The organism is Alphaproteobacteria bacterium (assembly GCA_020638555.1).
In the GTDB taxonomy this organism is placed as follows: domain Bacteria; phylum Pseudomonadota; class Alphaproteobacteria; order Bin95; family Bin95; genus JACKII01.
Map to the genome: position 1 here is coordinate 889,030 of JACKII010000001.1, position 23,103 is coordinate 912,132.

Consider the following 23,103-nt stretch of genomic DNA (forward strand, 5'->3'; position numbering starts at 1 on the left):
GTACACGCGCTCTGAGAGATTGCGGGAATGAGCCGGGTTGCCGCCAGAACCCGGCGTGTTCCCCGGCCGCGCCGGAGGTGAGAGCCGGAGCCGGTCGCTCTCGCGAACACCCTCGCCGCTGCGTTTACCCCCGGAAGCGCGGTTCGGGCACGCCCTTGATGCCCAGGCCCTCGATCACGAACAGGCCGCCGTCGTCGGGGCCGTCGGCGGTCATGTTGTGGCTCTCGCTGATCGAGGTGATGTAGATGTCCTCCAGGTCCGGCCCGCCGAACATGACGCTGGTCGGGCGCGAGCAGGGCATGGCGACCAGCAGGTCGAGCGTGCCATCGGGCGCGAAGCGCGCCACCTTGCCGGCGGTCACCAGCGCCGACCAGATATAGCCCTTGGCATCGACCGTGCCGCCGTCCGGCCAGGCGTCGTGGGCCGCCTTGGTGTCGACCACGATGCGCTCGTTTGCGACGCCGGCGTCCGAATAATCGTAGGCGGCGATGCGGGCCTTTCGGCTGTCGGAGAAGTAGAAGGTCTTGCCGTCCGGGCTGAACGACGGGCCGTTGGTGACGATGATATCGCCCATCAGCGTGTCCAGCGACAGGTCGGGGTTCAGGCGGTAGAGCGTGCCCTGTGCCTCGCCGCTGATCCTGGTGGCCATGGAGCCGGCAAGCGAAGCGGCCCTGCTTGTCGCACTTGCCGTCGTTCAGGCGGTTGCCCGGCTTGTCCGGCTCCGGATCGGTGATGTGTTCGGTCTTGCCGGTGGCGAAGTCGAGGAAGTGGAAACCATCCTCCATCGCCAGCACCGCGCCGCCCTGTTCGCGCAACGCCATGGAGCCGACGGTGGAGGGCACCTGCCAGTCCTCGCGCCGGCCGGTCCGGGGGTCGAGCCGATGCACGGTCGGCCCGCGGCTGTCGAGCCAGTAGAGCGCCTGCTCGGCCACATCCCAGAGCGGGCCTTCGCCGAGCCTGTCGCGGGTGGAGCCGATGCGGCGGACGGTGTGGGGGCGGGCGGTTTCGCGAGACATGGGGGCGGTTCCTCGGTTTGGTGCTTTTGTCTGCAGCCAGTCTACCCCACCCTTCGGGCGTCATTGCGAGGCGGAGCCGAAGCAATCCAGGCCAGTGCCGGACCGGGAAGGGCATTGCCTGGATTGCTTCGTCGCCTGCGGCTTCTCGCAATGACGCCCACGAGGATGAGACGGCCTACCGCCCGGCGAACACCGGAATGACATCTTCGATCAGGCGCTGGGTCTGGTCGAGCAATTCCTGGTCGCTGCCGCCGGTCGGGCGCAGGACGAATTTGGAGACGCCGGCGGCGATATATTCCTCGATGCGGGCGCAGATGTCGTCGGCCGATCCCACCGCGAACGCGTATTTGGGGTCGCGGCCGGTGCGCTTCTGGATGTTCTTGACCAGGAAGGGCAGCGGGCCGTCCTCCCAGCCGCCGAAGCGGAAATAGAAGCCGGTTCCGTAATGGTCGTCGTCGATGGAGCGGCCGGCCTCCGCCGTCGCGGCCTTTGATCGCGGCGATCACCGGGGCGACCTGGGCCGGCGTCTCCGCGCCCGCCTGCCAGCCGGTGCCGATGCGCGCGGTCCTGCGGATCGCCGCCTTGGAGGAACCGCCGATCCAGAGCGGAATATTCTTGTTCACCGGCCTGGGGCTGATCGTGGCCTCCTTTGTACTGGAAATACTGGCCGTCATAGCTGACCTTTTTCCTCGCGCCAGAGGGCCGCGATCAGGTCCAGCGCCTCGTCGGCGATCTTGCCGGAGCCCTGGGACGAGCGGCCGGTGGCGCTCCAGTCCGGCGCCAGCGGCGAGCCGACGCCGAAGGCGGGCAGGATGCGACCGCCGAGAGGAAATCCACCGTCGCGCACTGCTTGGCCAGCAGCAGCGGGTCGCGCAGGCCGGCGCTGGCGACGTTCATGCCGAATTTCAGCCGCTGGGTGGCGCCGGCCAGCGCCGCCATGGTGCTCATCGCCTCCAGGAACGGCACTTTCGAGACCAGCCGATCGGTCTGCCAGAGCGAGTCGATGCCGCCGGTCTCGCACTGGTCGACCCAGCGCCAGAACGCCTTGGCGGACGAAAACGGAAACTCCGCCATGCCGAGGCCGATGCCGATTGCCATAATGAGGGTATCCCTTGTCCGCGGGTGCGCGTGTCGGGCCGCAGGATAGGACGTTCGGCGGACAGCGTCGATACGCAACGGCAAAGCGCCGGCCCCTTGAAAGAGCCGGCGCCGGGGAAGGGACCGGTACCGGACGCCCCTCGATACGCCCCGGACGGTGTCCGCGGCCACTCGGGGTGAAGCGGGGGGTGGGGAGTGGGGAGTCGACCGCCCACCGGCGCTTCATCCCGAGTAGCGGGCAAGGCCCGCGTATCGAGGGACGGTGTGCCTGACGCCCCTCGATACGCCCCGGACAGTGTCCGCGGCTGCTCGGGGTGAAGCGGAGGGCGGGACCGAAACGGCCGGGCTTCGGCCTATGTCTCGGGCGACAGGTCGACCTTGAACAGCGAGGTGTTGGCGATGTCGCGCAGATCGACGGTCATCACGCCGCTGTCGGCGGCAATGTCGATCCTGCCGTAGAATTGCAGGCCCTCGGACGGCGGCAGGTTGGCGACGCCGCCCGGGTCTTTCGAGAATTTCACCTCCGGCCCGAAGGTGTTGTCCATCGCACCCGGACCGAACGAGCCGGCATGGATCGGGCCGGAGACGAACTCCCAGAATGGCAGGAAGTCCTGAAACTGCGCCTTGTTCGGGTTGTAGTAATGGGCGGCGGTGTAGTGCACGTCCGTGGTCAGCCAGACGGTGTTGCGGATGTTCGCCGCCTTCAGGAAGGACAGCAGTTCGGCAATGTCGAACTCACGCCCCAGCACCGGGCCGTCGCCGTTGGAGCCGTTCTCGAAAGCGGTCTTGCCGTCGCGCACCAGGATGCCGATCGGCATGTCGGCGGCCATGACCTTCCAGGTGGCCTTGCTGGTCGCCAGTTCGCGCTTCAGCCACTGCAATTGCTCGCGGCCGAGGAAGTCGGTGGCGCTGCTGCGCGTCGGCTGCCGGTTCGGCGAGTTGTCGCCGCGATAGCTGCGCATGTCGAGCACGAACACGTCCAGCAGCGGGCCATAGGAAATCTTGCGGTAGACGCGGCCCGGCTCGACCAGGGACGGGTTGGTCGGCATGAATTCGTGGAAGGCCTGGTTGGCGCGGGCGGAGAGCAGGGCGACGCTTTTCTCGGTGTAGCGGTCGTCGGCCAGGATCTCGTTCGGATACCAGTTGTTCAGGGTCTCGTGGTCGTCCCACTGGGCGATCACCGGCACTTGGGCCAGCAGCGCGCGGACATTCGTGTCCATCAGGTTGTATTTGTAGTTGCCGCGGAACTCGGCCAGGGTTTCGGCCACCTTGGACTTTTCTTCCGTGGTGACGTTCTTCCAGATGCTGCCGTCCTTCAACGTGACTTCGGGCTTGATCGGGCCGTCGGCGTAAGATGCAGTCGCCGTTGTTCAGGAAGAAGTCCGGATTCTGGTCCAGCATGGCCTTGTAGCCGCGCATGCCGCCCCATTCGGTGTTGATGCCCCAGCCCTGGCCGCAGGTGTCGCCGGACCAGACGAAGGTGATGTCGCGCTTGGCCATGGGGGCCGTGCGGATGCGGCCCACCATCGGCTCGGACGTGGCCTTGTCGCTGTCGAGGCCGGCAAAGCGGACGCGGTAGAACACGTCCTGGCCCGGCTCCAGGCCGGTCACGACCATTTTCGCGGTGTAGTCGCTGTTGGCGAGTGCGTGCGGGCCGCGGATCAGGCGGGCGTTGTGGAAGTCTTCGGTGGCGGCGACTTCGACCATCATGCGGGCGGCGCGGTCGGCGCGGCTCCAGACCACGGCGCTGTTGGCGGTGATGTCGCCCGATTGGATACCGTGGGTGATGACCGGGCGGCCGCCGACAGCCAGCGCCGGACGGGCCAGGCGCCGGCGGCGGCGAGCGTCAGGCCCGCGCCGGCGGTCTGCAACAGGCGGCGGCGGGTGGTGAGGATGCGGGACATGGGCGGGCTCCGTGTCGGAAACGGTCAGAGACCCGCCTCCCTTATGGCGCCATCGCTACGCTGCCGTTGCAGACATTTGAAGGTTCGGTGACGGCCCCGCGCAGGCGCTCTCGTCCGTGTGTCTTTGTCCGGGAGGCATTCGCACCCGACTTTCGGTTCCTCCCCATTTCCCCGCGCAGGCGGGTGAGCCAGAGCGCTCGGCACTGGTTGACCCACTGTCCCGCCCATCTCCCGCGCAAGCGGGAGCCCATGCCTGAGAGCGTCTCACAGGACACGGACTCTGTCTTGGTCTCTCAGGCATGGGTCCCCGCATTCGCGAGGACGGGGAAGATTGGGTGGTGAGCCAGTGGGAAAAGAACTTTGCTCTAATCGGGACGATGGAGGGTCCGGATATCAATCCGCCGGCACGAATTTCGGCGGGTGGGCGCGGATCACGTCCTCGTTCAGCTTGGCGCCCCAGCCGGGGCCCGGCGGCAATTGCACCGCCCCGTTGCGGATGTCCGGCTTCCAGGTGAGGATGTCGTCCTTCCAGGGAATGTCGTCGATATCGATCTCCATCACCCGGAAATTCGGGATGGCTGCACAGAAATGCGCGCTCATCAGGCTGGAGAGGTTGCCGTAGAAATTGTGCGGCGCGCAGTTGATCTCATAGGCCTCCGCCATCGCCGCGATCTTGGCGCCGAGCCAGGTGCCGTTCCAGGGCAGGTCGACGATGGCGACGTCCATGCTGGCCTGCTCGAAAAAGGGCCGGAATTCGCGCAGGCCGAACAGGGATTCGCAGGACGCGATGGGGGTGGCGACCCGCTCGCGGATGGCGGCCAGCGCCTTCGGGTCGTAGAGGTCGATCTCGATCCAGGTCAGGCCCAGATCGTCCAGGCCCTGGGCGATCTGGCGGTAGCCTTCGGGCTTGAAGTTGAAGTTCAGGTCGAGGCGAATGCCCATTTCCGGGCCGGCGCCCTCGCCCAGCGCCGCGATCTGCTCGCGCAGACCGTCCACCAGCGCCGGGGTCGCGGGCAGCGCCGGCCAGCCGGGCGAGCGGCCGAAGCCCGGCATGTGCAGGCCCGCCGTTTCCGCCTCCGGATCGAACAGGAAAATGTTGGTCTTCAGGCCGCGGAAGCCGGCATCGCGCACCCGGCGGCCGAGCGCCACCAGGTCGTCGACCTTGCGGATCGCCGGCTGGCCGATCTGGTCCGCCATCTCCGGGTTGAGCAGATGGGTGCCGCAATGGCTCCAATAGACCGGGATTTCCGTGCGCATGGCCCCGCCCAGCAGGTCGTAGACCGGCGCGTTCAGGGCCTGGCCCTTGATGTCGAGCAGCGCGTTCTCGATCGCCGCGATGGCCTGCTGGTTGACGCCGCCCGGCGCCTGGCGGGTCATGGCGTAGAGCATCTGGTGCACGCGTTCGTGCGCCATGGCATCCATGCCGACCACGCGCTGCACCAGCCGGCGGATGACGACCGAAAGGCCGGGCGAGCCATAGCACTCGTTGTACTCGGCGATGCCGGTAATGCCCTCGTCCGTGGTCAGCTTCAGGAAGGAGAAATCCCGCCAGCCCGCGTTGCAGTGCAGGATTTCGCAGCCAGTGATGCGCATGGGATGGTCCGCCCGTCTACCGTTGAACGTGTCGGAACCGAGACTAACGAAACCAACCCAGCCCGCCCAGAGGGAATGGCGGTTGATGTGCGGTGCGCTATCGCAGGCGGACGCCCGCACCCATCAGGATCGCGCCTGTCAGAGGCGCCCGTCAGAAGCGTCCGTCGCAAGCGTGCGGGGTCCGGGGCGCCCGTTGGGGCCGCCCGGGTGCCGGGCGATCTGCCGGTCAGACGGCGAAGCCGCCGGTCTTGGTCTCCAGGTATTCGGCAATGCCTCTCGCGCGCGCCCTCGCGGCCCAGGCCCGAGTCCTTGGTGCCGCCGAAGGGTGCGCTGGCCGAGGTCGGATTGATGTCGTTGATGCCGATAATGCCGAAATTCAGCCCTTCGAAGGCGCGCATGCCGGTGGCGATGCTGTTGGTGTAGACATAGGCGGCGAGCCCGTAATGGGTGTCGTTCGCCATGGCCAGCACGTCGTCATCGTCGCCATAGGCGATCACGGGCGCGACCGGGCCGAAGGTTTCCTCGCGGTAGATCAGCATGTCCGGGCGCACGTCCGCCAGCAGGGTGGGGGCGTAGAAGCTGCCGCGGTCCAGGCCGTTGTCCATCAGCCGATGGCCGCCGGCCAGGACGCGCGCGCCCTTGGCGACCGCGTCCTTGACCTGGCGGTCGATTTTCTCGATGGCGGCCTCGTTGATCAGCGGGCCGACGCCGATGCCGTCCTCCAGGCCGTTGCCGGCGCGCAGCCGGTTCACCCGGCTCGTGAACTCCTCCAGGAAGGGCTCGACCTGGCTTTCGTGCACGAACATGCGGTTCGGCGAGATGCAGGCCTGTCCGGTGTTCAGGAACTTCACCGCCGCGGCGCCCTTGGCGGCGTGGACCGGGTCGGCATCCTTGAAGACGATGAAGGGCGCATGGCCGCCCAACTCGGCCGAGACGCGCTTCATGTTCGCGGCCGCCTTGCCGACCAGCATCTTGCCAACGGCGGTGGAGCCGGTGAAGGTGATCTTGCGCACCAGCGGGTTGGTGCAGAATTCCTCGCCGATCGGCTTCGGGTCGCGGGCGGTCACCAGGTTGATGACGCCTTCGGGCACGCCGGCGTCGATGAAGCACTTGTAGGTCTCGATGGCGCAGAGCGGCGTCGCCTCGGCCGGCTTCAGCACGATGGTGCAGCCCGCCGCCAGCGCTGGCGCCATTTTCCGGGTCAGCATCGAGATGGGGTAGTTCCAGGGCGTCACCGCGGCGACCACGCCCACCGGCTGGCGCAGCACCAGGAACCGCTGGTCGGCGCGACCGGACGGCAGCACGTCGCCATAAACCCGCTTCGCTTCCTCCGCATAGAACAGCAGGAAGTCGGCAGCATAGCCCACCTCGTTGTTGGACATGCGCAGCGGCTTGCCCTGCTCGACGGTCATGAGGCGGGCCAGGTCCTTGCGCCGCTCCAGCATGATCTGGTGGGCCTTGTAGAGAATGGCCGAGCGCTCGAACGCGGTCTTGCCGGCCCAGGCGGGAAAGGCCTTGTGCGCGGCCTCGATGGCGGCCTTGGCCTCGGCCGCGCCGCCGTCGGCCACCTGGCCGATTTCCTCACCGGTGGCGGGATTGGTGACCGGGAAGGTGGGGCCGGAAGTGGCCCAGACGCCGTCGATATACATGAGGGGAAGGCTCCGGAAGGGGGAGGGTGTCAGGGTGCAGAATGCCTGAGGCGGAGCAATAGCGGGTTTGGGGGAAGGGGGGAAGGGTGCGCCGCCGCGGCGATGCACCCGTACTGCCGCCTTCCTATGCCCTTTTTTGGCCTATGCCCTTTTTGGCCTATGCCCTTTTTGGCCTATGCCCCTTTTGGCTTGCTTTTGCGCATCAGCAGCAGCAGCGGGGCGGCGGCGAGCGTCACCCACATCATGAAATGGAAGTCGCCCAGATAGGCGATTGCGGCCGCCTGGCGGGTGACCTCCGCGTTCAGGGCCGCCACGCCCGTCTCCGTCTGCCAGTTCCAGGCCTGCGGCAGCCAGGGCGCTTGCAGCACCTGGCGGAACGGCGTCATGAGGTCGGCCAGGCTCGCATGGTTCGCCTGGGTGTTCTGGGCCAGCAGTGTCATCACCACCGAAATGCCGATGCTGCTGCCGATATTCCGCATCAGGCTGAACATGGCCGTGCCCTCGTTGCGGTAGTGCGGCGCCAGCGTCGAGAAGGTGACGGTGCTGAGCGGCACGAAGATGAAGCCCAGCCCCAGCCCCTGCATGATGCCGGTCCGGACGATGGCGGAAATCGGCACCTCGATGGTGAAGGCGGTCATCTCCCAGAGCGAAAAGGCGGTCAGGCCGATGCCGGTCAGCAGCAGCAGGCGCGGGTCGACCCGGCCGATCAACCGGCCGACGATCAGTATGGCGATCATCGTGCCGACGCCGCGCGGCGCCAGCACATAGCCGGTGGTGACGACCGGAAAGCCCATCAGCACCTGCAGGAAGGGCGGCAGCAGCGCCATGGTGGCGAGCAGGATCACGCCGATCAGGAAGATCAGCACCAGGCCGATGCTCAGATTGCGGTCGCGGAACAGGCCCGGCTCCAGAAACGGCTGCTTGGCCGTGAACATGTGCACCAGGAACAGGTAGGAGAACAGCGCGACCATGATCGCCTCGATCACGATCTCGGTCGAGGAGAACCAGTCCTGCGACTGGCCGCGGTCCAGCATCATTTGCAGCGCGCCGATGGCGAGGCTGAGCAGGGCGAAGCCGAACACGTCGAAGCTGCGGCTGCGGTCGCGCACCGTCTCCGGCACGAAGGTCAGAATGCCGAGCAGCGCCAGAATGCCGAAGGGCAGGTTGATGTAAAAGACATAGCGCCAGTTATAATACTCGGTCAGGTAGCCGCCGAGCGTCGGCCCCAGGATCGGGCCGACCATGACGCCCACGCCCCACATCGCCATGGCGGAGCCGTGCTTTTCCGGCGGGTAGGTGTCGAGCAGCACCGACTGCGACAGCGGCACCAGGCCCGCACCGAACACGCCCTGCAACAGGCGGAACAGCACGATCTCCTCCAGCGACTGGGCGGCGCCGCACAGCATGGAGGCGAGGGTGAAGCCCGTGACCATGCCGGCAAACAGCCGCTTGCGGCCCAGCTTCGCCGCCAGCACGCCGGTGGCCGGCGTCATGATCGCCGCGGCGACGATATAGGAGGTCAGCACCCACGAGATCTGATCCTGCGTCGCCGACATGCTGCCCTGCATGTGCGGCAGGGCGACATTGGCGATGGTCGTGTCCAACGCCTGCATGATCGTCGCCAGCATGATCGACCCGGTGATCAGGCCGCGGCCGAGCGGTGTGCTGTCCCCGGCCGTTGGGACTGTGGTCATCGCGGATGGTCGACTTCGGCCGCCAGGGCGGCCGAACTCTCCGTGAAGAGGGACAGCGCCGACTTCACCATGGCGGGAACGGGCCTTTTATAGCCGGTGTCGATCTCCACGCTGGTGCTCATGCCGGCGCGCAGGGGCAGGTCGGCCGCGGCGTCGTCGACGGCGATGCGCACCGGGATGCGCTGCACCACCTTGACCCAGTTGCCGGTCGCGTTCTGCGGCGGGATGATCGAGAATTCGGCGCCGGTCGCCTGGCTGATGCTCTGGACCGTGCCCTTCCAGTCATGGCCCGGATAGGTGTCCACCGTGATGTCGACCTTCTGGCCCGGCTTCACATGGGTCAGGTCGGTTTCCTTGAAGTTCGCCTCGATCCAGACGCCGGCCTGCGCCACCAGGCTCATGACCGGGGTGCTCGTCGGCCCGTCGCCGATCACGTGCTGGCCGATCTGCGGCGTGTTGCTGGCGATGCCGGCAAACGGTGCCCGCACCGCCGTCCGTTGCAGGTCGAGCGTGGCGCGGTCGCGGTTCGCCTTGGCCTCGCGGTAGCGCGGATGCTGCTCGACCGGCAGGTTCGGGTCGCCGCCAAGCTGCGCCTCGATCTGCTGGATCTGCTGTTTGGTGACGCTCAGATGCCGCATCGCCAGCTCGTAATCGTGCTCGGCCTGGTCGAACGAGGTCTGCGAAACATTCCTGCGCTTCAGCAGCATCGCCTGGCGGTCCAGCTGTTTGCGGGTGTAGTCGATATCGGTTTCCGCAATCGCCTTTTGCTCGACCGCCTCGCGATAGGCGGCCTTCAGGCGCACGATGTCGTCGCGCACATTGGTCAGTTGCGCGTCCGCCTCTTCCAGCGCGATCCGATAGGGTTCGCCGTCGATGCGGAACAGTACGTCACCGGCCTTTACCGGCTGGTTTTCGCGCACCGCAACGTCGGTGATCAGGCCGGAGACCTGGGCGGAAATCATCACCTTGTCCGCCTGGACATAGGCGTTTTCCGTGCTCACATAGCGGCCGCCGGTGATGTAGAAATAGCCGCCGACCAGGATGACGAGCACCGGGCCCAGAAGCAACAGCGGCCGCCGCCACCGCCGCATGCGCGAGCGGCGCTTCGGTCTGCCGCCGGCACCGGTGTCGACGCGGTTGCGGCCGGCCGGGGCCGGCACCGCCGCCGGTGTTTCGTTGGCCGGTGTTTCGTTGGCCTGCGTTTCGTTCGAGTGGGTTATTTCCGACATGATCGCCTTCGTCTTGCTGAGACATCCTGCATTGGCTCTGCCACCAGGCGTCCCTCAGCGCTAATCAGGTTCTGTTTGATTTGGGCGAGCGCCGTGATCAGCGCTTCGTATTCGGCTTGCGGCACGTCGCCCATGGCATCCGCCCGCGTATCCGCGGCAAGGTCCCACATATGGTCCAGAAGCGGCTGGGCCTTGTCCGTCAGCACCAGTTGCACCGCCCGCCGGTCATTCGGGTCCGGCTCGCGGGCGACCAGCCCTTGCTCCTGCAGCCGGTCGATGGTCCGGACCAGGCTGATGGGTTGGATTTCCAGCTTGTCCGCCAACGTCACCTGGTTGATGCCCGGCTGGATCGAGAGATAGGCGAGCGCCTGCCATTGCGCCTGCGACAGGCCGATTTCCTGCGCGCGGCGCAGGAAATTCTTGCGCAGCAGGCGCGCGACATCGCTCACCAGGAAGCCCAGGCTCGTTTCCGGATCGGTCTTCATACGGGGGCCGGTTATGGTTCGGGTTCGGTCAATCGGGAACGGCCTGGCCGATGGTTCGGGAATGCCATTCGATAGGTAGACATATAATACGCATTGCAATCTAAATCCAGAAAATTCGCTGCGGCGCGCCGTCCGCGTCCGTGCCGCGGGCGCCTTGCCTCACCCCCTTGCCCCTTCGCCCCCTTCCGCGCCATAAGAGGGGTCACGGCTTATCGCCTTGTTTTTCTCGCCAGGAGCCAACTCCCGTGTCCTCGTCCAAGCCCGTCATCATCGACCGCCATCCCGGCCGCTCCTCGCAGACCATCGGCATCGCGCGCGAACTCGACACGCCGATCGATCTGATCCACGAGCCCTCGGTCGGCGTGATCGGCAACAAGGGCGACAGCCAGTGCTATATCGGCGTGCAGCGCAAGGTGGAGGCGATCCACGAGGCGCTGCGGGGCAAGATCGGCACCGGTGCCGGCCAGATGCCGCTGCGCCTGGTGCAGCCGGAATACACGGTCGGCATTTCCGACGGCATCCGCAACGGCACGCGCGAGATGCGCTATTCGCTGATCGGGCGCGAGATCACCCAGGACAGCGCGTCCGAGCACCTGTCGGGCTCGGGCCTGGCCGGCTGCATCGCCGTCGTCGCCTGCGACAAGCCGCCGGTCGGCACGCTCGCGGCGCTGCTGGAGCACAACCAGCCGGCGATCATCATGTCCGACGGCTCGATCCATCCGGGCCACGATCCGGACTCGAACGAGCCGCTGGACATCGTCGCCTCCTACCAGGTGGCCGGCAGCCATGACGAGGACTACAAGTTCCGCATCGCCTGCCATGCCTGCCCGGGCTACGGCTCGTGCGGCGGCATGTTCACCTACAACACCATGCAGACCTTTATCGGCGTGGTCGGCCTGCAGCCGCTGCACATGGTGGCGCCGCCCTCCGACGATCCGCGCCGCACCGGCGAGTTCGCGGCGGAACTGGTGGGCCATTTGCAGCGGATGATCGAGCAGGGCGTGCGCCCGCGCGACATTGTCGGCCGCGACAGCCTGCGCAACGCGGTCATCGTCGCCATGGCCGTCGGCGGGTCGACCAATGTGGTGCTGCACGCGCCGGAGATCGCGCGCGCCGCGGGCTTTGCCCATTTCTGGCGCGATGTGATGACGCCGGAGGAGTTCAACCACCTCTCCCAGAACGTGGTGCCGGTGCTGACCGACGCCCGCCCCTATGGCCGCTATTCCATGGTGGATATCGACCGGGTCGGCGGCGTGCAGGTGATCGTCAAGGAGTTGATGGACGCGGGCCTTCTGAACGGCGACGTGCCCACCTGCACCGGCGAGACCCTGGCGGAGCAGGTCGCGCGCCTCGGCACGCCGAAGCCGGACGGCGACGTGATCCACTCCTGCGCCAAGCCGTACAAGCCGACCGGCGGCCTGCGCCTCCTGGGCGGCAATCTCTCGCCCGACTACAGCGCCATCCTGAAGCTGGCCGGCGTCGAGGGCGGCCTGGAGGACAACGTGTTCAAGGGCTCGGCCCGGGTGTTCGAGGGCGAGGCGGATCTGCTGGAGGCGTTGGACAAGACGCCGGACGTGTTCCAGAACCACGACATGGTCATCGTCCGCTACGAGGGCCCGGCCGGCGCGCCCGGTATGCCGGAAATGCTGGACAGCACCTCGCGCATCACCACGCTCTGCCGCGAGAAGGGCATTGTCGTCGGCCTGATGACGGACGCCCGCTTCTCCGGCGGCTCGGTCGGGCTGGTGATCGGCCATGTCGGGCCGGAGGCGGCGCTGGGCGGCCCCATCGCCCTGATCGAGGACGGGGACGAGGTCGTCGCCGACCTGAACAGCAACGAGCTGAACTGCACCGCGTTGCAGGACCAGGCTGTGTTCGCCACGCGCATGGCCGCGTGGCAGAAGGCGGTGGACGCCAATGGCGGCCTGCACCCGAAATGCGGCGTCGCCGACACGCGGCTGTTGCACCGCATGCGCAATATGGGCGTGCCCGCGACCCGCGGCGGCGGCATGCACCCGAACCGCGAGGTCTGGGTGCGCAACGAGCGCAAGCCGGAGGTCTCCGGCTTCGAGCCGAAGAACAAGTATCACTGAGGCTGGCGGCACGGCCATTTCCGAGCTTTCCCGGACGGCGCAGCCGATCCGGGACCTCGGAGCTTTCCCGGACGGGCGCAGCCGATCCGGGACCTCGGGCCGGGCCTGCCTCCCGCGTGAGATCCCGGCTCTCGCCTCCGGCTCGGCCGGGAAAGCATTGAGGCGACCGGGAATGGTGTTCCTTGTGGCGCATTCCGGCCGCGGATGGGGCGCACCCGAGCCGCGTTTGTTCCCCGGAGGTGGCGGAGCCGCCATCCGGGGCCGGTGGCCCTGTGCGAACACCGGTCCCGGCGGTGTTCGATCGTTGACACCGGTCCCGGCCCGCCGCTCCGCGACGGCCGGGAAAGCGAGCGTGCGGCGGGCGCCTCTTCCTCCGGCGCCCTACCCCTTCCAGGCGAAGGGGGCGAAATGGCCGTTATTGCCCTGGCCTTCCAGCGTCTCGGCGATGCCGAAGGCAGAGATGCGCATATGGCTCGCCTGGGCCAGGGCCAGCCGGCGGTTGGCGGGATGCGAGGTGTGGTCGATATGCATGGCCTCGCCCGGCGCGATGCGCGGCTCCACCCCCTTGATCGCGAACGACAGCACGCCCGGAATCTCGACCGAGCGCGCGAGGCCGTCCACCGTGAAGGCGATGGGCGCGCGCTGTACGCCGCGATGCTCGCTCACCAGCCCGTCGCAGACATGCTGCGGCACGCCGCCCGCCTTGCCGCCGGCAATGGCTTCGAGGGCTGCGGCCTGGGCGTCGCTGGCGGGGTCGATGACAGCGGCATAGGTCCAGTCGCCGTCGGCCATGACGCGGCCGGTCTTGAAGATCAGGGCGAACTTGCTGCCGGCCAGGTCGACGCCATCGGCCTGTCCTTCATCCACGCGGAAGATCAGCAGCGCCGTGCAATGGTCGCGCGTCGCCGGCCCCTGCGGGTTGGTGTAGATGCAGGGGCAGAGATAGTCGCAATTGCAGCTCTCCATGTATTCGCCCTTTATGGTCCAGGCCATGGCCGTGCTCCTTCCGCTACGATGATCGTGCGGATAGCCTAGGAGGGCTGGCGGGGGCCGGCAAGGCGGGGGAGTCCGAACCGCCGGCGGTCGGCGGGCGCACCTAGGGCACCACGCCGTCGGGCAGGGCGGCGACATGGGCGGCGATGGCGCCCGGCGTGGTGATCCAGACCCGTTCGTCCGCCTGCGCGATGATGTGCGAGAGCGCGCGGCGCAGATGGCGCAGGCGGTGGGGCTGGCCGACCAGATAGGCGTGCAGCGCGATGCCCATGACCAGCGGCTGCTCCCGCGATTGGGTCCGCATCTCCTCGAACGTGTCGACGATCATGTCGGCAAAGTCCGCAGCACTGCCCTGCCGGGCGGCAATCGCCGGAATGTCGTTCAGCTCCTGCGGGTAGGGGACCGACAGGATGCGGCCGCCGGATCGGGTGCGAAACCAGACCGGCTGGTCGTCATGGCACCAGTCGAGCAGATAGGTGTAGCCGCATTCCTCCAGCAGGTCCGGGGTCACCCGGCTTTCCGAAATCCAGGGGCCGAGCCATCCGGCCGGTCGCCGTCCCTCGAAGCGATGGAGGGTCGCCGCGCAATCGGCGATCAAGGCGCGTTCGTCCGCCTCGCGCATTTCGCCCTGGCGTTCCGAATTGGTGCGGCCGTGGCCGACCATCTCCGCGCCCCGCTGGCGGAACGCGGCCATGGCCGGGGCCGCATAGGCGTACATGGCCGTATTGGCGAGCACGGCCACGGGCAGGTCCAGGGCGTCGAACAGGTTCAGCAGCCGCCACACCCCGACCCGGTTGCCATAATCCCGCCAGGAGAAGTTCAGCACGTCGGGCTGCGGGCCGCCCGGCGCCAGCGCCGCGCCCAGCCCCTCGCCGAAGGCGAAATGCTCCAGGTTCAGCGCCAGATAGACCGCCAGCCTGCGGCCGTCCGGCCAGCAATAGTCCGGGCGCTCCGGCAAGGGCACGTAGTCGTAGCGCCCGTGCGTGGCAAGCGCGGCGGCCGCGCGCGGCGGCGGCTCGGATGGGGTGCCGGTCATCGTATCGGGCTCCTGTTCCGGGGCGGAGGGATTGGATCGCGACGGCAATGCAGCATTCCGGCCGCGGGAATATATTGCGATGCACAAATATGCATGTGTCTAGGGGCAACGATCAAAGTTCGAGCAGGTTTCGAATATAGCGGGATCGTAAACGAAAGTACCGATTTAATATCGCTCGGTATCATGGTGCGAAAAAGATTGACGGTAACGATCAATGATCGTGCAGATTGAGGGAATTTCGAATATTTCTTCATCATCCTGACCGTATTTCGGGCATTGGCAACATTATTCAACAATTGGCATGCCGTGTGCTTGTGAGAGGTTGTTTGGATTCGGGCCCTGTCGCGAACGGCGCGGTGCGATGTCCGGTGAACCTGACTGCCTTCTCAAAGCCAGGAGACGTTTGAATGACCCAAAATCCCCGCTCGCCATGGACGCGAATGCTGCGTCGCACACTGAGGCGCAGCGTCGGCGCCGCGGTGCTGGCCGGCGCGATCGCCCTGCCCGGAGCTCAGGCCCAGGCGGAGAGCGTGCTCCGCGTCGGCATGACCGCCGCGGACATTCCCATCAATATCGGCCAGCCGGACCAGGGGTTCGAGGGCTTCCGCTTCATGGGCTACATGCTCTACGACCCGCTGGTCCTTTGGGACCTGTCGAAGGCGGATGCACCGGCCGGCCTGACCCCGGGCCTGGCGGAAAGCTGGTCGGTCGACCCGGACAATCCCGAGCGCTGGATTTTCAAGCTGCGCAAGGGCGTGAAATTCCATGACGGCAGCGATTTCACCGCCGACGACGTGGTCTGGAATTTCGAGAAGGTCCGCAATTCCGACGCGCCGCAATACGAGCCGAAGCAGGCGGCGCTGGTCGCGGCGCGCATCCCGGCGCTGAAGGCCGTGAACAAGATCGACGACTACACTGTCGAGATCCTGACCGATGGCGTCAGCGCCTATGTGCCCTACCAGGTCAGCTTCTGGTTCATGTCGAGCCAGGAACAGTGGGAGAAGGTCGGCAGCTGGGCCGAATTCGCCAAGGCGCCGTCGGGCACCGGCCCCTGGAAGTTTGTCTCGCAGACGCCGCGGGCCAAGGTGGAAATGGTCCCGAACAAGGACTACTGGAACCCGGCCCGCGTGCCCAAGGTCGACCGCGTGATCCTGCGGCCGATCCCGGAAGCCTCGGCCCGTGTCGCCGCGCTTCTGTCCGGCCAGGTCGATTTCATCGAGGCGCCGCCGCCGGATGCGATTCCGCGGCTGAAGTCGTCGGGCATGAAGATCGTCACCAACGCCTACCCGCACAACTGGGCGATCAAGCCGAGCCGGATCGAGGGGTCGCCCTGGAACGACATCAATGTGCGCAAGGCGGCCAATCTCTGCATCGACCGCGCGGGCATGACCCAGATGCTGGGCGGGCTGGCGATCCCGTCGGAAGGCCATCTGCCGCCGGGCGACACCTGGTTCGGTGAGCCGACATTCAAGCTGGGCTACAAACCCGACGAGGCCCGCAAGCTCATGGCCGCCAGCGGCCACAGCGCCGACAAGCCGCTGACCGTGAAAATCGCGATCTCCACCAGTGGCTCCGGCCAGATGCAGCCGCTGCCCATGTTCGAATTCCTGCAGGCCAACCTGAACGAATGCTATTTCGACGTTCAGGCGGAGGTCATGGAGTGGAACGCGCTGACCGCGTTCGGCCGCAAGCCGGCGAACTCGGAAGAGGCCGTCAGCAAGGGCGTGAATGCGGTGGTCATCAGCCACGCGCTGCAAGACCCCTACAGCGCCTTCGAGCGGTTCTTCCTGTCGTCGCGCATTTCGCCGGCCGGCTCCAACTGGGGCATGCTGGTCGACCCCTGGTATGACGAGACCCTGGCGAAGGCGGCCAAGACCTTCGACGTGACCGCGCAGACCAAGATCCTGCAATCCGTGCACGAGCGTGTGGTCGACAATGCGGAATGGGTCTGGGTCGTCCACGACGTCAACCCGCGCGCGCTGGCCCCGTACGTGAAGGGGTTCGTGCAGGCGAAAAGCTGGTTCCAGGATCTGACGCCGATTTCCCTCGAACGTTAGGTCTTGCCGACCGCCGGCCCGGCCCAACCGGCCGTGGCCGGCGGCGGATCGGGCGCCATTCTCGTTGCGCTCTCCGTTTCCCCGCGATGCTTGGATTTGTTCATGCTGTTCTATGTTTTGAAACGGCTGGTGTATTCGATCCCGATCGCGCTCGGCGTCTCGGTGATCTGTTTTGCTCTTGTCCATATCGGGCCGGGCGATCCGCTCAGCACCCTGCTGCCGGAGGATGCGCCGCAGGAGGTCGTCGACCGTCTGAAGGCCGAGTACGGCCTCGATAAACCCCTGGTGATTCAATACGTCCTCTGGCTCGGCAAGGCGCTGACCGGGGATTTCGGCATTTCCATCGTCACCAGCCGCCCGGTGCTGGGCGAGGTGCTGCCGGCCCTGGTCAACAGCGTCATCCTGGCGGTAGGCGGCGCGATGCTGGGCTTCCTGGTCGGCATGATCCTGGGCGGCCTGGCCGGCTTTTTCCACGGCCGGCCCGCCGACCGCGCCTTTACCGGCCTCGCCATTACGGGCGTGAGCGTGCCGCACTACTGGCTCGCCATCGTGCTGGTGATCATCTTCTCGGTCGAACTGCAATGGCTGCCCTCGCTGGGCATGAATATGAGCGGGGCGACGGATTTCACCTTCAGCATCGAAAACCTGCGCCACATGGTGCTGCCGGTGATCGCGCTGTCGGTGATCCCCGCCGGCATCGTCACCCGCACGGTCCGGGGCGCGGTGGCGGAACTGCTCAACCAGGAATTCGTCGAGGCGCTGCGCTCCAAGGGCATGAGCGAGCACCGCATTCTCCGCCATGTCGCCAAGAACGCCGCGCCGCAGGTGCTGGCGGTGATGGGGTTGCAGATGGGGTATCTGCTGGGCGGGTCGATCCTGATCGAGACCGTGTTCGCCTGGCCCGGCACCGGCCTGCTGCTGAACAACGCCATCTTCTCGCGCGATATCCCGCTGCTCCAGGGCACGATCCTGGTGCTGGCCCTGATTTTCGTGGCGCTGAACCTGCTGGTCGATGTCGCGCAGGCGACGCTCGACCCGCGCATCAAACGCTAGCCCCGATTTCCGGTTGGAGACCGCCGTCATGACCGCTCCCACCCTCGATTCCCCCGTTCTCGCCGCGGCCGAGGCGCCGGCGGCCGGCCCGCAACGGCGCGGCTACTGGACCAGCGTGTTCGAGCGCCTGCGCCGCGACCCCGTCACCATCGGCTGCGCGGTGATCATCCTGTTGATCCTGTTGGCCGCCGTGTTCGCGCCGCTGATCGCGCCGCACGATCCGTACAAGACCAGCATGTTGAAACGCCTGGCCCCGGTCGGCTCGCCCGGCTTTCTGCTGGGGACGGACGAACTGGGCCGCGACATGCTGAGCCGGCTGATCTATGGCGGCCGCGTCTCGCTGTTCACGGCCATCGTGCCGGTGTTCGGCGCCTTGATCCTGGGCGGGACGCTGGGCGTCGTCGCCGGCTTTCTGGGCGGGCGGGTGAACATGATCATCATGCGCACCATGGACGTTTTCTACGCCTTTCCCTCGATCCTGCTGGCGATCGCCATTTCCGGCGCCCTCGGCTCCGGCATCGTCAACGCCGTCATCTCGCTGACGCTGATCTTCATGCCGCCGCTCTGCCGCGTGGCGGAGACGGTGACGACCCAGGTGCGCAACCTGGATTTCATCGCCGCCGCCCGGGCGACGCCCGCCAGCACCGGGCGCATCCTGCGCGTGCATATCCTGGGCAATGTGCTGGGGCCGATCCTGATCTACGCCTCCAGCCTGGTCAGCGTCTCGATCATCGTCGCCTCGGGCCTGAGCTTTCTGGGGCTGGGCGTCAGCCCGCCGGAGGCGGACTGGGGCCTGATGCTGAACACGCTGCGCCAGTCGATCTATGTGGCGCCGGTCAATGCCGCCCTGCCGGGCGTGATGATCTTCATCACCGGCATTTGCTTCAACCTGATGAGCGACGGCCTGCGGTCCGCCATGGACGTCAAGCTCTGATGCGCAAGGAGACCACCCGATGAGTTCCGATACCCCCATGGAAGATGCCCCCATGGATATTGAACGCTTTTCGCTCCTGGCCGCCCAGCGGGGCCTGCGGATCGAGAGCGCGGATATTCTGAGCCGCCTCTATGCCGGCTATTGCTCGCTGCAAGTTCTGCTGGCGCGCATGCCCGCCAACCCGGAACCCGCCATCGACCCTGCCAGCGTGTTTCTCGGCGACGGCGGGGAGGTCCGGCGATGACCGACCTGCACCATGTCTCCATGGCGGAGGCCGCGCGCCTGTTGCGATTGGGCACGGTCACGTCGCGGGACCTGACCGATGCCTGCCTGGAGCGGATCGCGGCCCATGATGCCGGGCTGAACGCCTATATTACCGTCTGCACCGACACTGCGCGGACGGCGGCGGACCGGGCGGACGCCGAGATCGCCCGGGGCCTGTGGCGCGGGCCGCTGCATGGCATTCCCGTCGCGCTGAAGGACATTTACGACACCGCCGGCATTCTCACCACCTGCCACTCGAAACTGTTCGCCGACCGGGTGCCGGAGACGGACAGCGATGCGTGGGCGCGGCTGTCGGCCGGCGGTGCCGTGCTGCTGGGCAAGACGGCGACGCACGAATTCGCCACCGGCGGGCCGTCCTTCGATCTGCCCTGGCCGCCGGCGCGCAATCCCTGGAACCCGGACCATATCCCGGCCGGCTCCTCCAGCGGGTCCGGCGCGGCCGTGGCGGCCGGCATGGCCTATATGGCCATGGGGTCGGACACCGGCGGCTCGATCCGCGGGCCGGCCGGCGTCGGCGGGCTGGCGGGCCTGAAGCCCAGCTATGGCCGCCTGTCGCGCCGCGGCATCTTCCCGCTGAGCTGGACGCAGGACCATGCCGGGCCGCTCGCCCGCACCAGCGAGGATTGCGCGCTCGTCCTGCAGGTGCTGGCCGGCCACGATCCGCTGGACCCGGCCTCGGTCAACGCGCCGGTGCCGGATTTTGTCAGCGGCCTCGACCGGCCGATCGAGGGCCTGCGCGTCGGCTGGTGCCGCAACTGGTACGAGGGCGAGGCGGATGCCAGCGTCGAGCAGGCGCTGGCGGCGACCGCGGAAACGCTCGCGGGCCTGGGGGCGGAGATCGTGCCGGTGGAGATGCCGCCGCTCGCCGACTTTCACGCCTGCGGCCGCGTCATCATCCTGTCGGAAGCGTTCGCGATCCACCGCCGCTGGATCGCGACCCAGCCGGAGCAGTATGGCGAGTTCTTCCGCCTGCGCACCCGCCTCGGCGCCTTCATCAGCGCCGACCAGTATCTGGACGCCATGCGCTGGCGCCGCTCGCTGGCCGCGGCCATGGTGGCCGCGATGGCCGATGTCGACCTGGTGCTGACCGCCAACCAGTACGGCCCGGCGGAAACCTTCGCCGCGTCGCAGCAGGACTTTCACTTCTTCGGCAAGCCGTCGCTCACCATGCCGGCGAATATCAGCGGCCAGCCGGCGCTGACGATCCGGGGCGGTCACGCCGCGAACGGCCTGCCGGTGGGCGTCCAGCTGATCGGCCACGCGTTCCGCGACGCCGACGTGCTGCGCGTTGGCCACCGGTTCGAACGGGCGCGCCCGGATCTGTTCACCTGGCCGGAGCTCTGAGCGCGGGTTCCCGTCGCTGGCTGCGATCGCCGCCCCCGGCCTTGAGCCGGGGGCTTGGCGGTGCGCTTCCCACAGGGGCCGGGTTGCGGGATTGGACTCTCAGGCATGGGCTCCCGCCTGCGCGGGAGAAGGGGGTGGTGAGACGGCGTGGGTGAGGGCGCTGGTGTCCCTCGCTACGGCGCTCCGCGCCTACTCGGGATGAAGCGCGGAGGATGAGGCGCGGGGGATGAAGCGCGGGGGATGGGGCGCTGCTTCCGCTGCTGTCCCGCTCTTCCCTTGCTTTCGCCTCTCCCTGTTTCTCCCTCTCCCGCTTATTCCTTCCACCTCCTTTCTCCCGCGCAGGCGGGAGCCCATGCCTGAGAGCCTCCCATGGGGCGCGGGTTTTGGGAGCCGTGTCCCGGACCGGCATCCGTTCAGGCCCGCGGACGCCGGTCCGATGGCGCGGGCGCCTGTCGATCCGGCGTACTGCGCCCAGTCGGGATGACGCGCGGGGGGATGGCCCGCGCCCGGTCTCAGGCGGCCTCGGTGCCGAGTGCGCCGATGCCCTGCGGGGTGTTGCCCCAGGCGCCGATGCGGGCGCAGCGGGACATGCGGGTCGGGCTCACCTGCACCTCGTCCGGCACCCGCGCCAGGCAGGCGTCGCCGGCATAGGGGCAGCGCGGCGCGAACGAGCAGGCCGCGGGCGGTGAGGACAGGTTCGGCGGCGTGCCGGGGATCGCCTGCAACCGCCGGCCGCGGCTCGCCGCATGGATCGTCGAGGAGAGCAGGCCCTGGGTGTAGGGATGTTGCGGGTCGCGCACCACATCGGCCAGCGGCCCGCTCTCGACGATCTGGCCGCCATACATCACCGCCAGCCGGTCGCCGATCTCGATGGCGACGCCGACATCGTGGGTGACGATGATGACGCCGAGCCCCAGCTCCCGCTGCAATTGTTGCATCAGCAACAGCACCTGGATCTGCACGGTGGCGTCCAGCGCCGTCGTCGGCTCGTCCGCCAGCAGGATTTTCGGATCGCACGACAGCGCCAGCGCGATCATGGCGCGCTGGCGCATGCCGCCCGACATTTCGTGCGGATAGTTGTTCAGGCGCTGGGCGGCGGAGGGAATGCGCACCAGTTCCAGCAGTTCCAGCGCACGGGCGCGGGCGGCGGAGTGGCTGCAGCCCTTGTGCTTCATCACCGCCTCGGTGATCTGCTGGCCGACGGTGTAGACCGGGTCGAAGGCGGTGGCCGGTTCCTGGAAGATCATCGCCACCTCGCCGCCGCGGAGCCGGCGCAGGCGCGCGCCGTCCATGTCCAGCACTTCCTCGCCCTCCATGCGGATCGAGCCGGACAGGCGGGTGCGCCGCTCCGGCAGCAGCCGCTGCACCGCGCGCAGCGACACGCTCTTGCCGGAACCGGACTCGCCCAGAATGCTGAGCACCTCGCCGCGCTTCAGGTCGAAGGAGACGCCGTTGACGGCGTGGACGGTGCGCTCGCGCGTGACGAAGGTGACGTGCAGGTCGCGGACGGCGAGCAGCGGTTGGGTCGCGGACATGGGGGAACTTCCTTCGGGCATCAGGCGGTGGCGCGGCGCGCATCCAGCGCACCGGAAACCAGGTGGCAGGCCGCCGCGTGGTCCGGCGCCTCGGCGCTGGTCAACAGCGGCGCGTGGATCTTGCAGAGCGCCTGCGCGTGCGGGCAGCGGGTGTGAAAGCGACAGCCCGACGGCGGGTTGATCGGGTTCGGCGGGTCGCCGCTGACCGGCGCTTCCTTGCGCCGGTTGTCCGGGTCCATGGACGGCTGGGCGCTGAGCAGCGCCCGCGTATAGGGGTGCTGGGGGTGGTCGTAGACGCTGTGAACGTCGCCGATCTCCACCACCTCGCCCAGATACATCACCAGCACCCGGTCGGAAATGTAGCGCACCACGTTCAGGTCGTGGCTGATGAAGATATAGGTCAGGTTGAATTCCGCCTTCAGATCGGTCAGCAGGTTCAACACCTGGGCTTCGACCGACTTGTCGAGGGCGGAGACCGCCTCGTCCAGGATCAGGAGTTGCGGCTGCATGGCCAGGGCGCGGGCAATGTTCACCCGCTGGCGCTGGCCGCCGGACAGTTCGTGCGGGTAGCGATGCAGGAACAGTTGCGGGTCGAGGCCGACCTTGGCCATCAGGTCGACCGCCCGCTCCATCGCCTCGCGCCGCGGCACGCCGGCCGAGACCGGGCCGAAGGCGATGCTTTCCTCGATCGGCAGGCGCGGGTTCAGCGAGGCATAGCTGTCCTGGAACACCATCTGCACCCGCGCGCGCATGTCGCGTACGGAAATACCGTCGGAAGCGCCGATTTTCTCACCGTCGAGGATGATTTCGCCGTCATCGTGGGTGATGAGCTGGATCAGCAGCCGCGCCATGGTGGACTTGCCGCAGCCGGATTCCCCGACCACGCCCAGGGTTTCGCCCGCATGGACGGTAAAGCTGACCCCGTCCACGGCGCGCACATAGGCGCTGGGCCGCCAGGGCAGCACGCCGGAGCCGATGGGGAAGTATTTTCGCAGTCCCGTGACCGAGAGCATGGATTTGGCAGGGGTTGGCATGGGGCCGTCCTTTGTTCGCGAGGGCGGGTGGATGGGGAGGGCGGGCCAGCCGGGGCGAGACCCCGCGGCCG

The 23,103-nt window shown here is 67.5% G+C and carries 16 protein-coding genes and 3 pseudogenes; 6 read left to right on the top strand and 13 right to left on the bottom strand.

The window, feature by feature from the left end:
• Positions 1-124: 124 nt before the first annotated feature.
• The 9 genes and pseudogenes from H6844_04165 to H6844_04205 form a co-directional block, all read right to left on the bottom strand.
• Positions 125-1,016: pseudogene (locus tag H6844_04165) on the bottom strand (SMP-30/gluconolactonase/LRE family protein).
• Positions 1,017-1,057: 41 nt separating this feature from the next.
• A complete protein-coding gene (locus H6844_04170; GenBank protein MCB9928600.1) occupies positions 1,058-1,690 on the bottom strand; it encodes an LLM class flavin-dependent oxidoreductase in 633 nt (210 codons plus the stop codon).
• Between the two features lie 34 nt (positions 1,691-1,724).
• Positions 1,725-2,114 (bottom strand): LLM class flavin-dependent oxidoreductase, encoded by a 390-nt coding sequence (locus tag H6844_04175; protein MCB9928601.1) that lies wholly within the window; start codon positions 2,112-2,114, stop codon positions 1,725-1,727.
• 353 nt (positions 2,115-2,467) lie between these two features.
• Positions 2,468-4,018, bottom strand: a pseudogene (locus H6844_04180) (alkaline phosphatase D family protein).
• 393 nt (positions 4,019-4,411) lie between these two features.
• Entirely contained in the window at positions 4,412-5,611 is a 1,200-nt protein-coding gene (locus H6844_04185) for a mandelate racemase/muconate lactonizing enzyme family protein (protein ID MCB9928602.1), read from the bottom strand.
• Between the two features lie 226 nt (positions 5,612-5,837).
• Positions 5,838-7,260: pseudogene (locus H6844_04190) on the bottom strand (NAD-dependent succinate-semialdehyde dehydrogenase).
• A 173-nt stretch (positions 7,261-7,433) separates the two neighbouring features.
• Positions 7,434-8,954 carry a DHA2 family efflux MFS transporter permease subunit gene (locus H6844_04195; protein MCB9928603.1) on the bottom strand — a complete coding sequence of 507 codons (1,521 nt, stop codon included), beginning with the start codon at positions 8,952-8,954 and terminating at the stop codon, positions 7,434-7,436.
• On the bottom strand, positions 8,951-10,183 hold the full coding sequence (locus H6844_04200) for an HlyD family secretion protein (GenBank protein MCB9928604.1): 1,233 nt from the start codon (positions 10,181-10,183) through the stop codon (positions 8,951-8,953). Before H6844_04200 ends, H6844_04195 begins: the two co-directional genes overlap by 4 nt.
• The gene (locus H6844_04205) at positions 10,171-10,668 is read right to left on the bottom strand and encodes a MarR family transcriptional regulator (GenBank protein MCB9928605.1); all 498 of its coding nucleotides are present in this window, start codon (positions 10,666-10,668) and stop codon (positions 10,171-10,173) included. Before H6844_04205 ends, H6844_04200 begins: the two co-directional genes overlap by 13 nt.
• Positions 10,669-10,913: 245 nt before the next feature.
• Here H6844_04205 and H6844_04210 point away from each other — a divergent pair, with 245 nt between their 5' ends.
• On the top strand, positions 10,914-12,761 hold the full coding sequence (locus H6844_04210; protein ID MCB9928606.1) for a dihydroxy-acid dehydratase: 1,848 nt from the start codon (positions 10,914-10,916) through the stop codon (positions 12,759-12,761).
• Between the two features lie 381 nt (positions 12,762-13,142).
• Here H6844_04210 and H6844_04215 read toward each other — a convergent pair whose 3' ends face one another.
• Both H6844_04215 and H6844_04220 read right to left on the bottom strand, forming a co-directional pair.
• Positions 13,143-13,754 (bottom strand): DUF1326 domain-containing protein, encoded by a 612-nt coding sequence (locus tag H6844_04215; GenBank protein MCB9928607.1) that lies wholly within the window; start codon positions 13,752-13,754, stop codon positions 13,143-13,145.
• 103 nt (positions 13,755-13,857) lie between these two features.
• Entirely contained in the window at positions 13,858-14,790 is a 933-nt protein-coding gene (locus H6844_04220; GenBank protein MCB9928608.1) for a polysaccharide deacetylase family protein, read from the bottom strand.
• A 440-nt stretch (positions 14,791-15,230) separates the two neighbouring features.
• Between H6844_04220 and H6844_04225 the strand changes: the two genes are divergently transcribed.
• The 5 genes from H6844_04225 to H6844_04245 all read left to right on the top strand — a co-directional run bounded on the left by H6844_04225 (position 15,231) and on the right by H6844_04245 (position 20,463).
• The gene (locus tag H6844_04225; GenBank protein MCB9928609.1) at positions 15,231-16,847 is read left to right on the top strand and encodes an ABC transporter substrate-binding protein; all 1,617 of its coding nucleotides are present in this window, start codon (positions 15,231-15,233) and stop codon (positions 16,845-16,847) included.
• 102 nt (positions 16,848-16,949) lie between these two features.
• Positions 16,950-17,900 (top strand): ABC transporter permease, encoded by a 951-nt coding sequence (locus H6844_04230; GenBank protein ID MCB9928610.1) that lies wholly within the window; start codon positions 16,950-16,952, stop codon positions 17,898-17,900.
• A gap of 28 nt (positions 17,901-17,928) precedes the next feature.
• Positions 17,929-18,834: an ABC transporter permease gene (locus H6844_04235; GenBank protein ID MCB9928611.1), complete on the top strand. Its 906-nt coding sequence runs from the start codon at positions 17,929-17,931 to the stop codon at positions 18,832-18,834.
• Between the two features lie 19 nt (positions 18,835-18,853).
• A complete protein-coding gene (locus H6844_04240; GenBank protein ID MCB9928612.1) occupies positions 18,854-19,078 on the top strand; it encodes a hypothetical protein in 225 nt (74 codons plus the stop codon).
• A complete protein-coding gene (locus H6844_04245; GenBank protein ID MCB9928613.1) occupies positions 19,075-20,463 on the top strand; it encodes an amidase in 1,389 nt (462 codons plus the stop codon). Before H6844_04240 ends, H6844_04245 begins: the two co-directional genes overlap by 4 nt.
• 512 nt (positions 20,464-20,975) lie before the next feature.
• On the opposite strand, the gene H6844_04250 is transcribed toward H6844_04245, so the two are convergent.
• Together H6844_04250 and H6844_04255 are read right to left on the bottom strand one after the other, a co-directional pair.
• A complete protein-coding gene (locus H6844_04250; protein MCB9928614.1) occupies positions 20,976-21,998 on the bottom strand; it encodes an ABC transporter ATP-binding protein in 1,023 nt (340 codons plus the stop codon).
• Between the two features lie 20 nt (positions 21,999-22,018).
• A complete protein-coding gene (locus H6844_04255) occupies positions 22,019-23,032 on the bottom strand; it encodes an ABC transporter ATP-binding protein (protein ID MCB9928615.1) in 1,014 nt (337 codons plus the stop codon).
• Between the last annotated feature and the right edge of the window lie 71 nt (positions 23,033-23,103).